18 protein-coding genes are annotated in these 16,375 nt (G+C 29.9%); 15 read left to right on the forward strand and 3 right to left on the reverse strand.

All coding sequences use genetic code 11. The features are described from left to right. The 5 genes from ACIQ11_RS03615 to ACIQ11_RS03635 form a co-directional block, all read left to right on the forward strand. On the forward strand, window positions 1–385 hold a 385-nt coding region (locus tag ACIQ11_RS03615; protein WP_396152879.1), incomplete at its 5' end, for a thiamine pyrophosphate-dependent enzyme. Between the two features lie 3 nt (window positions 386–388). After that, window positions 389–1,987, forward strand: coding sequence for a 2-oxo acid dehydrogenase subunit E2 (locus ACIQ11_RS03620; RefSeq protein WP_396152881.1), 1,599 nt, complete (start codon window positions 389–391; stop codon window positions 1,985–1,987). A gap of 82 nt (window positions 1,988–2,069) precedes the next feature. Then, a complete protein-coding gene (locus ACIQ11_RS03625) occupies window positions 2,070–2,747 on the forward strand; it encodes an SDR family NAD(P)-dependent oxidoreductase (RefSeq protein WP_396152883.1) in 678 nt (225 codons plus the stop codon). A gap of 36 nt (window positions 2,748–2,783) precedes the next feature. Continuing rightward, window positions 2,784–3,620: a Bro-N domain-containing protein gene (locus tag ACIQ11_RS03630; protein WP_396152885.1), complete on the forward strand. Its 837-nt coding sequence runs from the start codon at window positions 2,784–2,786 to the stop codon at window positions 3,618–3,620. Then, entirely contained in the window at window positions 3,621–4,223 is a 603-nt protein-coding gene (locus ACIQ11_RS03635) for a SprT-like domain-containing protein (protein ID WP_396152887.1), read from the forward strand. Between the two features lie 68 nt (window positions 4,224–4,291). Here ACIQ11_RS03635 and ACIQ11_RS03640 read toward each other — a convergent pair whose 3' ends face one another. Beyond that, window positions 4,292–4,627 (reverse strand): hypothetical protein, encoded by a 336-nt coding sequence (locus ACIQ11_RS03640; protein ID WP_396149320.1) that lies wholly within the window; start codon window positions 4,625–4,627, stop codon window positions 4,292–4,294. 173 nt (window positions 4,628–4,800) lie between these two features. Between ACIQ11_RS03640 and ACIQ11_RS03645 the strand changes: the two genes are divergently transcribed. Next, the gene (locus ACIQ11_RS03645) at window positions 4,801–5,715 is read left to right on the forward strand and encodes a dimethylarginine dimethylaminohydrolase family protein (protein WP_396152889.1); all 915 of its coding nucleotides are present in this window, start codon (window positions 4,801–4,803) and stop codon (window positions 5,713–5,715) included. 61 nt (window positions 5,716–5,776) lie between these two features. Next, window positions 5,777–6,715, forward strand: coding sequence for a citrulline utilization hydrolase CtlX (gene ctlX / locus ACIQ11_RS03650; RefSeq protein WP_396152891.1), 939 nt, complete (start codon window positions 5,777–5,779; stop codon window positions 6,713–6,715). Window positions 6,716–6,800: 85 nt separating this feature from the next. Here the strand turns inward: ctlX and ACIQ11_RS03655 are convergent, their stop codons facing one another. Beyond that, the gene (locus tag ACIQ11_RS03655) at window positions 6,801–7,442 is read right to left on the reverse strand and encodes a MarC family NAAT transporter (protein WP_396152893.1); all 642 of its coding nucleotides are present in this window, start codon (window positions 7,440–7,442) and stop codon (window positions 6,801–6,803) included. A gap of 110 nt (window positions 7,443–7,552) precedes the next feature. On the opposite strand from ACIQ11_RS03655, the gene ACIQ11_RS03660 reads away from it, so the two are divergent. Next, window positions 7,553–7,909, forward strand: coding sequence for a CoA-binding protein (locus ACIQ11_RS03660; RefSeq protein ID WP_396152895.1), 357 nt, complete (start codon window positions 7,553–7,555; stop codon window positions 7,907–7,909). A 55-nt stretch (window positions 7,910–7,964) separates the two neighbouring features. On the opposite strand, the gene ACIQ11_RS03665 is transcribed toward ACIQ11_RS03660, so the two are convergent. Beyond that, window positions 7,965–9,455: a sodium:solute symporter gene (locus ACIQ11_RS03665; RefSeq protein WP_396152897.1), complete on the reverse strand. Its 1,491-nt coding sequence runs from the start codon at window positions 9,453–9,455 to the stop codon at window positions 7,965–7,967. Window positions 9,456–9,530: 75 nt separating this feature from the next. On the opposite strand from ACIQ11_RS03665, the gene ACIQ11_RS03670 reads away from it, so the two are divergent. The 7 genes from ACIQ11_RS03670 to ACIQ11_RS03700 all read left to right on the forward strand — a co-directional run bounded on the left by ACIQ11_RS03670 (window position 9,531) and on the right by ACIQ11_RS03700 (window position 16,315). Continuing rightward, complete coding sequence (locus tag ACIQ11_RS03670) at window positions 9,531–10,022, forward strand: hypothetical protein (protein ID WP_396152899.1); 492 nt, start codon at window positions 9,531–9,533, stop codon at window positions 10,020–10,022. Between the two features lie 72 nt (window positions 10,023–10,094). After that, window positions 10,095–10,715 carry a recombination mediator RecR gene (gene recR, locus ACIQ11_RS03675; protein WP_396152901.1) on the forward strand — a complete coding sequence of 207 codons (621 nt, stop codon included), beginning with the start codon at window positions 10,095–10,097 and terminating at the stop codon, window positions 10,713–10,715. A gap of 52 nt (window positions 10,716–10,767) precedes the next feature. Beyond that, window positions 10,768–12,156 (forward strand): UDP-glucose 6-dehydrogenase, encoded by a 1,389-nt coding sequence (locus ACIQ11_RS03680; protein ID WP_396152904.1) that lies wholly within the window; start codon window positions 10,768–10,770, stop codon window positions 12,154–12,156. A gap of 3 nt (window positions 12,157–12,159) precedes the next feature. Continuing rightward, window positions 12,160–13,593 carry an MBOAT family O-acyltransferase gene (locus ACIQ11_RS03685; protein WP_396152906.1) on the forward strand — a complete coding sequence of 478 codons (1,434 nt, stop codon included), beginning with the start codon at window positions 12,160–12,162 and terminating at the stop codon, window positions 13,591–13,593. Window positions 13,594–13,719: 126 nt separating this feature from the next. After that, window positions 13,720–14,484: a hypothetical protein gene (locus ACIQ11_RS03690; RefSeq protein ID WP_396152908.1), complete on the forward strand. Its 765-nt coding sequence runs from the start codon at window positions 13,720–13,722 to the stop codon at window positions 14,482–14,484. 1 nt (window position 14,485) lies between these two features. Further along, a complete protein-coding gene (locus tag ACIQ11_RS03695; protein ID WP_396152910.1) occupies window positions 14,486–15,361 on the forward strand; it encodes a hypothetical protein in 876 nt (291 codons plus the stop codon). A 315-nt stretch (window positions 15,362–15,676) separates the two neighbouring features. Beyond that, window positions 15,677–16,315, forward strand: coding sequence for a peptidoglycan-binding protein LysM (locus tag ACIQ11_RS03700; RefSeq protein ID WP_396152912.1), 639 nt, complete (start codon window positions 15,677–15,679; stop codon window positions 16,313–16,315). Window positions 16,316–16,375: the final 60 nt, after the last annotated feature.

The raw sequence follows: 16,375 nt of genomic DNA on the forward strand, positions 1-16,375 counted from the left end.
ACCTGTAGATGCAATGAATCCTGTTAAAGTAGCCGAAGCTATGCATGAAGCAATGGAACGCGCAAGAAGAGGTGAAGGGCCAACTTTCTTAGAGATGAAAACATACAGATATAGAGGACATTCTATGTCTGATGCACAACATTATAGAACTAAAGACGAAGTAGAAGAATACAGAAAAATTGATCCAATTACTCAGGTTTTAGATATTATTAAAGAAAAAAAGTATGCTACTGAGGCAGAAATTGAAACAATAGATCAAAGAGTAAATGATTTAGTTGCTGAATGTGAAAAATTCGCAGAAGAATCTCCATTCCCTGAAGCACAGCAACTATATGATGTGGTTTACGAACAAGAAAATTATCCATTTATTCCTCACAGACTATAAATTATGGCAACAGTAATTACAATGCCCCGTTTAAGTGATACCATGACAGAAGGCGTGGTAGCCACTTGGTTGAAAAAAGTGGGAGACACAATAAAAACAGGTGAAATTTTAGCCGAAATTGAAACCGATAAGGCCACAATGGAATTTGAATCATTCTATGATGGTGTTTTATTACATATAGGTATACAACAAGGTGAATCTGCTCCGGTTGATTCATTATTAGCAATTGTTGGAAAACAAGGTGAAGATATTTCTGGATTATTAAACGGTAACGTTACAACTCCAGTAGCTGAAGAAGTTAAAACAGAAATTAAAACAGCTTCAACGCCATCTGAAATTCCTGCTGGTGTAAAAGTAGTAACGATGCCTCGTTTATCTGATACTATGACGACAGGTACTGTTGCCACTTGGTTGAAAAAAGTAGGCGATACCATTAAAGAAGGTGATATCTTAGCTGAAATTGAAACGGATAAAGCTACTATGGAATTTGAATCTTTTAATTCAGGTACTTTATTATATATTGGAGTAGAAGAAGGCGGTACTGCTCCTGTTGATACAATTTTAGCAATATTAGGACCAGCTGGCACAGATGTTACAGGCATAGCTGCAAGTTTTACAGTTGGTGGAACAGCTGAAACTCCAAAAGAGGAAGATGTCAAGCAAGATTCTAACCCAACACCCAACACCCAACACCCATCACCTAATACTAATGATAGAATATTTGCATCGCCTTTAGCTAAAAAAATCGCTTCAGACAAAGGTGTAAATTTATCGCAAGTTAAAGGTACTGGTGAAAACGGAAGAATTACTAAATCAGATGTAGAAAACTTTACTCCATCTGCTGTTAGTACTCCGGTTCAAGCTGCTACAGATGCTACTAATGCAGTTTCGACTGTGAAACCTTTCGTTCCAGCAGGAGAAATGTTTCAAGAAGAAATTAAAAACTCGCAAATGCGTAAAACTATCGCGAGACGTTTATCAGAATCTAAATTTACAGCACCACATTATTATTTAACAATTGAGTTAGATATGGATAATGCGATTGCTTCAAGAAATATGATTAATAGCTTGCCAGAAACTAAAGTATCATTTAATGATATGGTTATAAAGGCATCTGCTATGGCATTGAAAAAACATCCACAAGTAAATTCTCAATGGAGAGAAGACGCAATGGTTATTAATCATCACGTAAATATTGGTGTAGCTGTTGCTGTTGAAGATGGTTTAATGGTTCCGGTGTTGAAATTTACTGATCAAATGAGTTTAACTCAAATTGGTGTGAATGTAAAAGATTTAGCAGGAAAAGCAAAATCAAAGAAAATTCAACCTACTGAAATGGAGGGAAGTACCTTTACCATTTCTAACTTAGGAATGTTTGGAATTCAATCGTTTACTTCTATTATTAATCAACCCAACTCAGCTATTTTATCCGTTGGAGCTATTATTGAAAAACCAGTAGTTAAAAATGGTCAAATTGTAGTGGGTAATACCATGACAGTAACTTTAGCTTGCGACCACAGAACGGTTGATGGAGCTACAGGCGCTAAGTTTTTACAAACATTTAAAGCGTTTATGGAAAATCCAGTTACGATGTTAGCATAAAAAAAATATTTTTACAATAATGAAATCCTGAAAAATTATTTTTCAGGATTTTTTTTTATATTTACATAAAACAAATACTATTTTGAAAAATATAATAATTACAGGAACTTCTCGTGGAATTGGCTATGAAATGGCTTTACAGTTTGCTAATGCAGGTCATCAAGTTTTAGCTATTTCTCGTAAAACACCTCAAGTTTTAATGGAACACGAAAATATTACGTGTTTGTCAATTGATATTTCAGATGAAAATCAGTTACAACAAGTACAAAATTTTGTTTTGAAAACTTGGAAAAAAGTGGATTTACTAATTCATAATGCAGGGAGTTTATTGCATAAAAATTTTACTGAAATTTCTACACAAGAATTTCAAAATATCTATAAAGTAAATGTTTTCGCTGTTGCAGAATTAACTAAGATTTGTATTCCATTTATGGAAAAAGGAAGCCACGTGGTTACTATAAGTTCAATGGGAGGTATACAGGGGAGTATGAAATTTGCTGGACTTTCTGCTTACAGTTCAAGCAAAGGGGCAGTAATTACATTATCGGAATTATTAGCTGAGGAATACAAAGAAAGCGGCATTTCATTTAATGTTTTAGCCTTGGGCGCTGTGAATACAGAAATGTTACAGGAAGCTTTTCCAGGATATGAAGCACCACTTTCTGCTAAAGAAATGGCGGATTATATTTTTAATTTTGCCTTAACGGGAAATAAATATTATAATGGGAAAGTACTTCAGGTAAGTGCTTCAACACCTTAAAAGTAGTAACTTGATTTCAAATTAAACTATACACCTATGACTAAATTAAACGCCATTCAATTATTTGAAGACAAAAAAGTAAGAACCGTTTGGGATTCCGAACAAGAAAAATGGTTTATTTCAATTATTGATGTAATTGAAGTTTTAACGGAAAGTCCAAATGCTCGAAAGTATTGGAGTGTTTTAAAACTTCGTTTAAAAAGAGAAGGAAGTGAGTTGACTACAAATTGTAGTCAACTGAAACTGCAATCATCAGACGGTAAATTTTATAAAACAGATGTTGCAGATACAGAACAACTTTTTAGAATAATTCAATCTGTTCCATCTCCAAAAGCAGAACCATTTAAACTGTGGTTAGCACAAATCGCAGCAGAAAGATTAGATGAAATGCAAGATCCAGAACTTTCAATTGATAGGGCTTTGGAGCAATATTTACAATTGGGATATTCTGAGAATTGGATAAATCAACGCTTAAAAAGTATTGAAATTCGAAAAGAATTAACAGATGAATGGAAAAATAGAGGGGTAAAAGAAGGACAACAATTCGCTATTTTAACAGATATTATTTCTAAATCTTGGTCAAATAAAACTACAAAAGAATATAAAATATTAAAAGGTCTAAAGAAAGAAAATCTTAGAGACAACATGACAAATACGGAGTTAATTTTAAACATGTTAGCAGAAGCTTCAGTAAAAGATATTTCACAGTCTGTAAATCCTGAAACTTTTGAAGAAAACAAAATCGTAGCTGCTCAAGGTGGAAATGTAGCAAATGTAGCAAGGAAAGAATTAGAAGCAAAAACAGGAAAAAAAGTAATTACGGCTACTAATGCAAAAGTACTTTTAAATAGTAAAAATAACGATACCAATTAAATGTCTAACGTTTTACAAAAATATTTACCAGAACACGCCGTAACACCCGTTTTCGAATTGATTAAGCAAAATCACGTGCATTTAAAAATAGTAAATGAACGAAATACGCGTCACGGTGATTATCGTAGACATCCAGACGGTTTTCATCAAATCACGGTCAATGCCAATTTAAATAAATATCGATTTTTAATGACGTTGATTCATGAAATTGCGCATTTGGTTGCCTTTGAAAAATATGGTACAAACATTTTACCTCATGGAACGGAATGGAAAATAACTTTTCAGCATTTAATGATTCCGTTTATTCGTCCAGAAATTTTTCCTCATCAAATATTGCCTTTAATGGCAAGACATTTCAGAAATCCAAAAGCAAGTTCAGATACGGATGCCACTTTGTCTTTAGCGTTAAAACAGTTTGACGAAAGAAATACAGAGCACAATTATATGTTTGAAATTCCGTTTGGTAGTACCTTTCGTATTAAAAATGGAAAAGTTTTTAAAAAAATTGCATTACGCGTGAAACGATATGAATGTTTAGAAATAAGTTCAGGAAGATTATTCTTATTTCAACCTAATGCAGAAGTTGAGGTCATTTCAAATTAATTATACTATTAAATTTATAAAAAAAAGCTTCAGAATTTTCTGAAGCTTTTTTGAATTTATATAAAAGGTTACTCTTTTTTTGTAGTTGTTTTTTTAGGAGTAGCTTCTTTTGATGTTGTCTTTTTTGCTGGAGCTTTTTTAGCTGGAGCTTTCTTTGGAGCTGCTTTTTTTGTTGTTTTCTCTGTTGTTTTTTCAACTTTATCTTTCGCTGCTACTTTTTTTGCAGGTGCTTTTTTAACGGCAGCTTTTTTAACAGGAACTTTTTTAACTATTGGCTTTTCTTCAATTATTTCAGAGGCTTTTTCCAATTTTGGTTCAGCAATTTCTGACTTTTTTACATTCGTATTTTCTTCAGTTTGTTTAGCTTTTCCAAATAATGAGCTAAAAAAATTTAATAATCCCATAATAATTTAGTTTTAAGTTTGTTCAAAGATAAGTAATTGGAAATCAATACACAAAAAATTATTTTAACAAATTGTAAATTTCTTTTTAATTCGCGCTCAAATTTTTAAAATAAAACCAAAGTTCTCTCTTTCTCAATCGTTATCAATTTTCTATATTTGTAAAAAACAGTTTTATGTTATCATTAAATGTAAAAAACGAAACCTCACGATTACGAGCAGTAGTACTTGGAACCGCTATTAGTAATGGACCAACACCTACAGTTGAAGAAGCTTATGATCCAAAATCATTAGAGCACATAAAAGCAGGGACTTATCCAGTAGAAGCAGATATGGTTGCTGAAATGGAAGCTTTTAATACTGTTTTTCAAAAATATGATGTAGAAGTTTATCGACCAGAAATTATTGAAAATTATAATCAAATTTTTTCAAGAGATATTGGTTTTGTTATTGATGACATTTTTATTAAAGCGAATATTTTACCAGATAGAGAACGAGAATTAGATGCCATTCAATACATAATTGATAAAATTAATCCAAAAAAAGTGGTTCGTCCACCCGAAAATGTTCATATCGAAGGTGGCGATGTAATGCCTTGGAATGACTACATTTTTATTGGTACTTATAAAGGTTCTGATTATAAAAATTACATTACAGCAAGAACAAATATGGAAGGGGTAGCATTCATTCAAAATTTGTTTCCAAATAAAATAGTAAAGGCTTTCGATTTAGTTAAATCAAAAATTGAACCAAGAGATAATGCGTTACATTTAGATTGTTGTTTTCAACCAATCGGAACAAATAAAGGAATAATTTACAAAAGCGGTTTTCGTGAAGAAGCAGACTATATGTTTCTTGTAAATTTATTTGGTAAAGATAATTTGTTTCATATCGAAAGAGAAGAAATGTATCATATGAACTCAAATATTTTTTCAATAGCTCCAGATGTAATTGTATCTGAGAAAAATTTCACAAGATTAAATACTTGGTTACGCAATAACGGTTTTACAGTAGAAGAAATTCCTTATGCCGAAATTTCAAAACAAGAAGGACTACTAAGATGTTCTACTTTACCATTAATTAGAGATTAAATTAATTTGTTTCAAGTTTCACGTAATAAAACCTGAAACCTGAAACTTTAAACAAAATAAAATGAAGCAAACTACCAACACCATATTAATGATTCGTCCCGTGGCGTTTCGTATGAACGAACAAACAGCTGTAAACAATTATTATCAAAAAGTTTTAGATGATTTAACTCCAGAAACGGTAAATTTTAAAGCAGTTCAGGAATTTGATGCGTATGTTGAAAAATTAAAAAGTGTTGGCGTGCAAGTAATTGTAATTCAAGACAAAAAAGAACCTGACACACCAGATAGTATTTTTCCAAATAACTGGATTTCTTTTCACGAAACAGGTGATGTTGTTTTATATCCAATGTTTGCCGAAAACAGAAGATTAGAACGAAGAGAAGATATTTTGGATGTTTTGGAAGACAAAGGTTTTGAAATAACTGAAATTATGGATTATTCTTCTGCAGAAGAGGATAATGTATATTTAGAAGGAACCGGAAGTTTAATTTTAGACAGAGAATTTAATAAAGCATATTGCGCACTTTCGCCAAGAGCTGACGAAGAATTATTTATCGAATTTTGTGAAGATTTTGATATGTCACCCATTATTTTTGAAGCCTTCCAAACTGTAAATGGAGAAAGAAAAGCGATTTATCATACCAATGTAATGATGTGTATTGCAGAAACATTTGCCGTTATTTGTGCCGATTGTATAGATGATAAAAAAGAACGTAAAATGGTTTTAGAAAACCTTAAAGCGGACGGTAAAGAAATTATTTTAATCACAGAAGAGCAAGTAAATAATTTTGCAGGAAATATGTTACAAGTTCGAGGTGCAGCTGATAAACGTTATTTAGTAATGAGCAATTCCGCTTATCAAAGTTTAACAAAAGCACAAATTGATAAAATCGAAAAACATTGTGAGATTTTGCACGCAAGTTTAGATGTAATTGAAGCGTGTGGCGGTGGTAGCGCTCGCTGTATGATGGCTGAGGTTTTCTTGCCGAAAATCGAATAAATGAAAATTATATAAATGCTTAAATTCCAAATTCCAACACTATTCAGTTGGAATTTGGAATTTTTGTTTTAGGAGTATTCTAAATTTAAATTCCTCTAATAATACTTAAAACGGCACTTATTATATATTGAATTCCGATAGCAATGGTTAAAAAACCAATAATTCTGGATATGGCTACAATTCCAGATGATCCTAATATTTTTGCTAAATAATGGGCACTTCGTAATATTAAATAAATTAAAATGGCTACAGCCAAAATGGCAAAACAAGAAAATAATATTTCTGAAGTGGATATGGAAGCATCTGTTTCTGTCAACTCTTGATAATAGGCAATTAATAAAGAAATCGATCCAGGGCCCGCAAGCATAGGCATAGCTAAAGGTGTTAAAGCAATATGTTGACGTGTTTCTACTTCTTTCTGAACCTTTTTATTTATTCCTTTGTTCTTGCTAAAGTTTCCATTTAATAATGAAAATCCCGAACTGGCTATAATAATTCCACCTGCAATTCGTAATGCCGTAATGGTAATTCCGAAAAATGACAATACATATTGACCCACAAAAAACGAAATAAGTAAAATCACAAATACATTAATTGATGTAATTAATGACGTTTTAGATCGTTCCGAAGCGGAATAGCCTTGTGTTAATCCAACAAAAATAGGCACGGTTCCAATTGGGTTTAAAACCGAAAATAAGGCGGCAAATAAATAAATAAAAATGTCCATAGTTTTTTTGCAAATATATCGTGTTATTCAAAGATAGAATTTATAATACAATTATTTAAATGTAAATTAAAAAACATTTTGTAATTTAGTATGAATAAAATCTCAATAAAATGAAAACATTAGTTTTAGGTGCCACCACAAATAAAGAAAGATATGCTTATAAAGCGATACAAAGTTTAATTAATAAAACGCATCAAGTTGTAGCAATCGGAACCAAAGAAGGTATGGCTTTAGATGTTAAAATTGAGACAACTAAATTTCCATTTACGGGAATTGATACCGTTACTTTATATCTAAATCCAAAGAATCAAGAAGACTATTACGACTATATTATTTCATTAAAACCAAGACGTGTATTATTTAATCCAGGTACTGAAAATCCAGAATTTTATGAAATCTTAAAACAAAATAATATTGAAATTGAAGTGGCTTGTACGTTGGTTTTATTGGCTACAAATCAATATTAGTCGAAAGTCAAAAGTCGAAAGTCAAAAGTTGTAAATGAAAATCTTAAAGAACAACTCAAACACTTTTTTTACTTATTAAGTATAATCCAATAAAAGTAATTAATCCGTTAACAATAATTAATTCTTCTGCAAATGCATACGGGATTAATTTTGGTGCTTCCGCATCAATTCCAGAATTCATACTAATTAAAAAAGTTATTGCTGGTGATAACAAACAAATAAAAGGCACCAATTTGTCTTTTACAGAACGGTTTTTGACTAAAATTCCAAAAGCAAATAAACCTAAAAGCGGTCCGTATGTGTACGACGCAACTTTAAATATTAACTTCACAACGGATTGATTGGTTAACGAATTAAAAATTAATATCACCAAAAATATTGCCAAGGAAAATCCAATATGCACAAGATGTCTTGTTTTTACTGTGTTTTTTGTTTCTTCTTTTTTCTCCATTCCTAAAAAATCAATACAAAATGAAGTAGTTAATGCAGTTAAAGCGGAATCTGTTGTCGCAAAAGTGGCAGCGGTTAATCCTAATAAAAACACAACTGCTGGTACTAAAGCAAAATGATTGAATGCTATTTCAGGAAATAACAAATCGGTTCTTACTGCACCATCTAACACCGGTACTGGGATGTTGTTCTTTGTTGCGAATAAATACAATAATGCACCCACGCTCAAGAAAAATAAATTAATGATTACAAAGATTCCTGTAAACGTAAACATATTTTTTTGCGCTTCTTTGATATTCTTACAACTTAAGTTTTTCTGCATTAAATCCTGATCTAATCCCACCATAGAAATGGTTACGAAAATTCCACCTAAAATTTGTTTTATAAAATGTTGCCCTGAACCTATAAAATCTTCAAAAAAGAAAATTTTAGAATATTTCGAATCATTAATTTTTGCAATGGCTTCACTAAATCCAAAATCTAAACTATCACAAACAAAATAAATAGTAAAAAAAACAGAACTTACTAAAAATACAGTTTGTAATGTATCTGTAATAATAATTGTTTTTAATCCGCCTTTGTAAGTGTATGCGAAAATAAGTCCCAGACTTATCAAAACGGTTGCCCAAAAAGGGATGCCGAATGTATTAAAAACGAAATTCTGTAATACTAAAACCACTAAATACAATCTAAAAGCCGAACCAATTGTTCTACTTAATAAGAATATAAAAGAGGCTGTTTTGTAACTAAAATAACCCAATCGTTGTTCAATATACGTATAAATTGAAGTTAAATTAAGTTTGTAATATAATGGTAATAATACGGTAGCTACAATAATAAAACCAATTGCATTTCCTAAAATAAATTGAAAATAAGCAAACTGATTGGCTTCTACAGCACCAGGAACTGAAATAAAAGTAACACCTGAAAGCGCTGTTCCAATCATACCAAAAGCTACTAAATACCAAGGCGATTTACTGTTTGCTTTAAAAAAAGTATCGTTACTACTGCCGGATTTTTTGTTCATAAAATAGGAAATTCCAAACAAAACGATAAAATAAGAAACAAAAAATAGTAAAATTGTAATTGGTTGCATAAGTTTTTTTTACAAAAATAACAGAATAATGTATATTCGTAGCATATTTGTTTAAATTTGAAAAAATTAATTAAGATGAAAAATTTATTTACAAGAAAGTTCGTAAGCTTTTTAACTTTTTTTATGGTTTCCAGTACTGCATTCGCTCAAAAAGTAGAAAGCAAAGATAAACTGGCTCCTGCGGTTGTAATTTTTATGGATTTTAATAAATCTTTATATGCAAAAAGTGAAGGAAACGCCTATTTTTCTGAAGACCCTAAGGCCGCCTTGGTTGGTATGATTGTTCCAAAAAAATATACTGATTTGATGGAGGAAATGAAAAAAGATGCCGCAGATGGCGTAAAGAATTTACAAAATGGTGAGTTTGAAAATGCAGGGCAAAAGTATTTTTTCTATTCAGGAAATATTATAGTGGAAAAAACGAAAGAGTTTTTCTTAGAAGTTATATTAAAAGAAACGGATGCTGACCATTGTATTGTGGTAACGTCTATGTTTCAGCCCAAACATAAGTCTATATTTGAAAAAGAAGCAAAAAAAGCTATTATTTCAGCACAAATTTTAAATTAGCACAAAATAAAATCGTAAAAAACCTATTTATATTTATGTAAATAGGTTTTTTCTTTTTAATATATTTGCAGAATGGAATTCTCATCAAAATTATTAGAAAATGCCGTTAATGAAGTCGCTATGTTGCCAGGTATAGGTAAAAGAACGGCGATGCGTTTGGTGTTGCACTTGCTAAAACAACCAGCAGAACGAACACTTTTATTAACTGATGCATTAACTAAAATGCGAAATGAAATTATTTATTGTCAAAATTGTCACAATATTTCTGATTTTGCAGTATGTGAAATTTGCAATAATCCTTCAAGAGACCATTCAATAATTTGTGTTGTAGAAGATGTTAGAGATGTTATGGCTATTGAAAATACAAGAATGTATAAAGGAATTTATCACGTTTTAGGTGGTAAAATATCTCCTATTGAAGGTATTTCTCCAAGCCAATTAAACATTAATTCCTTAGTAGAAAAAGTAAAGCATCAAAAAGTTACGGAAATAATTTTTGCGTTGAGCTCCACTATGGAAGGTGATACTACAAATTTTTATATCTTTAAGCAAATTAAACCATTTTCTGTAAATGTGTCTACAATTGCTCGAGGTATTTCTGTAGGTGACGAATTAGAATACGCAGATGAAGTTACATTAGGAAGAAGTTTATTACAAAGAATTCCTTTTGAAACTTCTATGAAATCAATGTAGATTTTAATACATTAAATAAAATTTAAAAAATAAGATAAAGAACATAAATAAGATGATTAAAAATATTTGTTGTATTGGTGCGGGTTATGTTGGAGGTCCAACTATGGCGGTTATTGCTCAAAAATGTCCACATATTAAGGTAACTGTAGTTGATTTAAATCAAGACAGAATTAACGCTTGGAATAATGAAGATGTGAGTTTATTACCCATTTATGAGCCAGGATTAGATGCTGTAGTTAAAGAAGCAAGAGGAAGAAATTTATTCTTTTCCACTGAAGTAGATCAAGCCATTGATGAAGCGGATTTAATTTTCATATCAGTAAATACACCAACAAAAACGTATGGTGTAGGAAAAGGTATGGCGGCAGATTTAAAATATATCGAGTTATGTGCCAGACAAATTGCTCGCGTAGCTAAAACAGATAAAATAGTTGTTGAAAAATCAACCTTACCGGTACGAACGGCTCAGGCAATAAAAGATATTTTAGATAATACTGGAAACGGTGTAAATTTTCAAATTTTATCAAATCCTGAATTTTTAGCTGAAGGTACAGCAATTGAAGACTTGTATGCTCCAGATAGAGTGTTAATTGGTGGGGACACTACAATTGAAGGCCAAGATGCCATTCGTAAATTAGTTGATGTATATGCAAATTGGGTAAATAAAGATCTTATTTTAACCACAAATGTGTGGTCTTCGGAATTATCAAAACTAACCGCAAATGCTTTTTTAGCGCAACGCGTTTCTTCTATTAATGCAATGAGTGAATTGTGTGAAAAAACAGGTGCCGATGTAAATGAAGTAGCAAAAGCCATTGGTTTAGATAGTAGAATAGGTTCAAAATTTTTAAAATCATCAGTAGGTTTTGGCGGTTCTTGTTTTCAGAAAGACATTTTAAACTTAGTATATATTGCTAAATCATATGGATTAAATGAAGTTGCCGATTATTGGGAACAAGTAATCATTATGAATGACCATCAAAAGCGTCGTTTTTCAAAAAATATTATTAATACGTTATACAATACCGTTTCGGGTAAAAAAATCTCTTTTTTAGGTTGGGCTTTCAAAAAAGATACAAACGACACTCGTGAATCTGCTGCTATTTATGTAGCAAATGATTTAATTAGTGAACGTGCAAACATTGCTGTTTTTGATCCAAAAGTTGAAGAAAATCAAATTCTTTCGGATTTAAATTATTTAGAATCTCGTTCAGCGGAAGAAAATAAAAAATACATTTCAGTTGAAAACAGTGGCTATGATGCTTGTAATAATGCACACGCAATCGCTATTTTGACAGAATGGGATGAGTTTAAAACCTACGATTGGCAAAAAATATATGACAATATGCTAAAACCTGCTTTTGTTTTTGATGGAAGAAATGTATTAAACAAAGCAGAATTGGAAAAAATAGGATTTATTTATCAAGCTATTGGATCGTAAATTATGTTTTTTAATTCTCTTCATTTTGCTGTATTTTTACCTATAATTTTTATTTTATATTGGTTTGTTTTTAATAAAAATAAATCTTGGCAAAATAGTTTATTAATTATTGCAAGTTATTATTTTTACGCTTGTTGGGATTGGCGTTTTCTTTTTTTGCTTGTCTTTTCTACGCTTTTAGATTATTTTTCAGGTATTCAAATAGAAAAAAGCAAATCAGTTAAGGAAAGAAAATTCTGGTTTTGGTTAAGTGTTATAATTAACTTAGGGTTTTTAGGTGTTTTTAAATATTACAATTTTTTTGCCACTTCATTCACCGAATTACTAAATGGCTTCGGATTTCAAGTAAATCCGTTGTTGATTAAAGTAATTTTACCTGTCGGAATTTCGTTTTATACCTTTCACGGATTATCTTATGTAATAGATATTTATTACAAACGCATAAAAGCTGAAACAAATTTCATCGACTATTCGCTTTTTGTAAGTTATTTCCCTTTATTAGTTGCAGGACCTATTGAAAGAGCCACACACTTATTGCCGCAAGTAAAGGTAAAACGAGAATTTAATTTCGAAAAAGCCAAAGAAGGCGTCCATCAAATTATTTGGGGATTAGTAAAAAAAGTAGTCATTGCAGATTCTTGTGCCTTATATGCTAATGAAGTATTTAACCATCAAGAACAAATGAATTCGTTGTCCTTAGTATTAGGTGCGATTTATTTTGCTTTTCAAATTTATGGCGATTTTTCAGGATATTCGGATATTGCATTAGGAACTTCAAAGTTATTTGGAATTGATTTATTGAAAAACTTTAATTTTCCCTATTTTTCAAGAGATATCGCCGAGTTTTGGAGACGTTGGCACATTTCATTATCTTCTTGGTTTAGGGATTATTTATACATTCCTTTAGGCGGGAGCAAAGGCGGAAAATGGATGCAAGTTCGTAATACGTTTATTATCTTTTTAGTTAGTGGTTTTTGGCACGGTGCCAATTGGACGTTTATCGTATGGGGATTTCTGAATGCCATTTACTTTTTGCCATTACTATTGCTAAATAAAAACAGAAATAACTTAGAAGACATTCATTTTAAATGGAATTTTGAAGGAGTAAAAACGATTTTACAAATACTTATAACTTTTTCAATGGCCACTTTTGCTTGGATATTTTTTAGAGCAAAATCTATTTCCGATGCCATTTTGTACATAAAAAATATGTTCACTAACTTAAATTTTGATAGTCAATTTTTAAATAATGATCGTTATGCTCCAGAATTAGTATGGTTAATTGGTGCTTTTATTTTATTTGAATGGTTTAACAAATACAAAACAGAGCCCATTTCTGGAAAATATGAAAATATAAAATTATTGTTTTGTATTTTAGCTATTTTGGCATTAGGAGTTTTTTCTGATTATAAAGAATTTATTTATTTTCAGTTTTAATATATGAAAAAATTTGTAAAATACATTCTCAAAACAATTATTCTGCTAATTGTAAGCATTTATAGTTTGGATTATATTTATACAAAAACGTATAGCAATTGCATTCCAAGAACAAAATTTCAATATTTGAGATCACAAAAAAATAAAAGTTTTGATTATATTTTTTTAGGATCTTCGAGAGTTGAAAATACCATAGTTTCTAATTTAATTGAAGAAAAAACAGGTAAAAGGACAATAAATTTAGCTTTGCAAGGATCTAATTTATCAGATTTACATTTTATTCAAAAACTTATAAAAACGTATAAAATAAAATTTAAAAAAATTTTCATACAACTTGATGGTTCATTTTACACTCCAAACGATTTTTCTGTTATAGTTAATTATGAATCGGCACCGTTTATTAATGAAAATAATGAGATTTCTAGTTTTTTTAAGCTGAGTAATAAACAACAATTTTGGCAATGTAAAAATATTCCATTTTATAGGTATATTTATTTTTCTAGTAAATTAGGATTTAGAGAATTTTTAGCAAGTTTATTTAGTGTTGAAAAGCATCAATTTTCAAAAGATAAAGGATATGTTCCTTTAAAAAATAGTTTCAAAAAAACTAAATTAGATTTTGAGAAACCTCTTAATAAAAATTGTTATTTAGATTCCATATTTAATTTTAATAAAAACAATAAAATTAATTGTGTTTTTTTTACGTCTCCTTATAGAATTAACTCAAAAATTGAATCAAACAAGTTAAATCAATTGGTTTCAAAATTTCCAAAATCCTATAATTTTTCAACAAATTTGCAAAACGATAATTATTATCAAGATAATTATCATTTAAACCATACGGGAGCTTTAATTTTTACTTCTATTTTAATTGAAAAGCTTAAATTATAATATGAAACGTTTTTTTAAACTCTCAGTTCTTTTTGTTTTTATACTTTTTATAGCTTCATTGTTATTAGATGTTATTTTTACTACAATAATTTCTCAATCTTCTGAAAGAAATAAAGTAGAAAACGTACTGCATTCATTCGAAAAAAAATATGATTTAGTCATTATGGGAACTTCTCGAGCCAACAATCATTTTGTAACCGATTTGTTCGAGAAAAAAGGGCTAAAATCATTTAATTACGGAATAAGTGGCTCGCATTTATTTGAAACGTCTTTGTTGTTAAAACTAATGATGACAAATAAATTTCAAATTAAGAATCTAATTCTGGAAGCGGATTTAAGTATTTGTAATGAAAAAAGAGACGAAGGAACAACAGCGCGTTTTATGCCTTATATTCATACGAATTCTATTATTAAAGAACATTATAAACACGAATCAGATTTTAAACAACTATATTATGTACCATTTTACAGATATATTAAATTTGATGCAAAAATTGGTTTTAGAGAAGTATACGAAGTACTTTCAAAAAAACCAACAAATACACTTTATAATAAAGGATATTACCCTTTAATCTCAGATAAAAAAGGAAGTATGAAAAATGATATTTCAACATTAAAAGTAATCCGAAATAAATATTACGAAGAAATTAAGAAAATCTGTAATCAAAATAATATCAATTTAATTGTAGTGATGACACCTATGTGTAAAAACACAAAAGGATTAGATTATTTTGACAACGTAAAAAAACAATATCCAGAAATAAATAATTTTGAAAATACGGTTACAGATGATCGTTATTTTGCATCTTGTGGACATCTAAATAATGAGGGTGCTATTATCTATACAAATCACATTATAAATACATTTTTCAAATAGTATATTTTTGCGGTTTTTTGCCATTTTTTATTCTTTTTATTTCTTCAAAATCAACTAAATACATCTTAATTTTTCATTTTTATTGTTTTCTATTCTAATTTTTTTGTTTCTCCTAAATCCTTATTAATCAATAAGGTTAAAACACAATTTGACAGTTTATTACATCTTAATAAAATGTTAATTACTTGATATTCAGAAAAATAATAAAAAATGTTGTATCTTTGCCAAGTTAATTCAACTGGAGTGGTATGATTTATGTCAATCAAACACAATGTAAAAAATGAATTTTTTTACCCTTTTGAGAAATAAATTTACATGAGAAAAGACATTTTTTATTTTGGAGTTACCATTGCATTTATTGCCATTATAAGTTCTGGTTTTAAAGCATTTAAAGAGGAATCTGTAACTGGATTTCATATCGATGATTCGGAAGTTTTCGAATATCGAGTACCTTCAAAAGACGAATCGGTAAAGTTCAATTTTTCTATACCTTATACAGGAAATACTTATATCGGTTTCACACAAGCCCTAGGAGTTAAAGAATCTGCAGGCATTTACACTTTGGTTAATCCTTATGGTTATATGGGCAAATACCAATTCGGAAGAAGCACATTACGACACATTGGTGTTTATAACTTCAAAAACTTCCTTGATAACCCAAACTTACAAGAAAATGCTTTTTATGCGTTATTATGCATAAATAAATGGGAGTTAAGAAAAGAAATTAAAAATTATTCAGGTAGAATAATTAACGGAATTAAAATTACAGAATCGGGATTGTTAGCAGCAGCTCATTTAGCAGGTGCAAGTTCAGTAAAAGCATACCTTAGAAGTAATGGAAAAAATGGTTTTAGAGACGGTTTTGGAACTTCCTTAAGATCATATATTAAACGATTTAACGGTTATGATACTTCAAATGTTATATCCAATAGGTTTGCTAAAGTAACAAACTAATTTTTTTGAATAATAAAAATACAAGGTCGATTATGTAAATCGGCCTTTTCTTTTTTCCAT

The sequence above is a fragment of the Flavobacterium sp. genome (assembly GCF_044361065.1).
Lineage (GTDB): Bacteria > Bacteroidota > Bacteroidia > Flavobacteriales > Flavobacteriaceae > Flavobacterium.

Bases quoted from the DNA above. Each gene is read 5' to 3' on its own strand.
- ACIQ11_RS03620 (WP_396152881.1), top strand. From the start codon at position 389: ATGGCAACAGTAATTACAATGCCCCGTTTAAGTGATACCATGACAGAA.
- ACIQ11_RS03630 (WP_396152885.1), top strand. From the start codon at position 2,784: ATGACTAAATTAAACGCCATTCAATTATTTGAAGACAAAAAAGTAAGA.
- ACIQ11_RS03635 (WP_396152887.1), top strand. From the start codon at position 3,621: ATGTCTAACGTTTTACAAAAATATTTACCAGAACACGCCGTAACACCC.
- ACIQ11_RS03640 (WP_396149320.1), bottom strand. From the start codon at position 4,627: ATGGGATTATTAAATTTTTTTAGCTCATTATTTGGAAAAGCTAAACAA.
- ACIQ11_RS03645 (WP_396152889.1), top strand. From the start codon at position 4,801: ATGTTATCATTAAATGTAAAAAACGAAACCTCACGATTACGAGCAGTA.
- ctlX (WP_396152891.1), top strand. From the start codon at position 5,777: ATGAAGCAAACTACCAACACCATATTAATGATTCGTCCCGTGGCGTTT.
- ACIQ11_RS03655 (WP_396152893.1), bottom strand. From the start codon at position 7,442: ATGGACATTTTTATTTATTTATTTGCCGCCTTATTTTCGGTTTTAAAC.
- ACIQ11_RS03660 (WP_396152895.1), top strand. From the start codon at position 7,553: ATGAAAACATTAGTTTTAGGTGCCACCACAAATAAAGAAAGATATGCT.
- ACIQ11_RS03665 (WP_396152897.1), bottom strand. From the start codon at position 9,455: ATGCAACCAATTACAATTTTACTATTTTTTGTTTCTTATTTTATCGTT.
- ACIQ11_RS03670 (WP_396152899.1), top strand. From the start codon at position 9,531: ATGAAAAATTTATTTACAAGAAAGTTCGTAAGCTTTTTAACTTTTTTT.
- recR (WP_396152901.1), top strand. From the start codon at position 10,095: ATGGAATTCTCATCAAAATTATTAGAAAATGCCGTTAATGAAGTCGCT.
- ACIQ11_RS03680 (WP_396152904.1), top strand. From the start codon at position 10,768: ATGATTAAAAATATTTGTTGTATTGGTGCGGGTTATGTTGGAGGTCCA.
- ACIQ11_RS03685 (WP_396152906.1), top strand. From the start codon at position 12,160: ATGTTTTTTAATTCTCTTCATTTTGCTGTATTTTTACCTATAATTTTT.
- ACIQ11_RS03695 (WP_396152910.1), top strand. From the start codon at position 14,486: ATGAAACGTTTTTTTAAACTCTCAGTTCTTTTTGTTTTTATACTTTTT.
- ACIQ11_RS03700 (WP_396152912.1), top strand. From the start codon at position 15,677: ATGAGAAAAGACATTTTTTATTTTGGAGTTACCATTGCATTTATTGCC.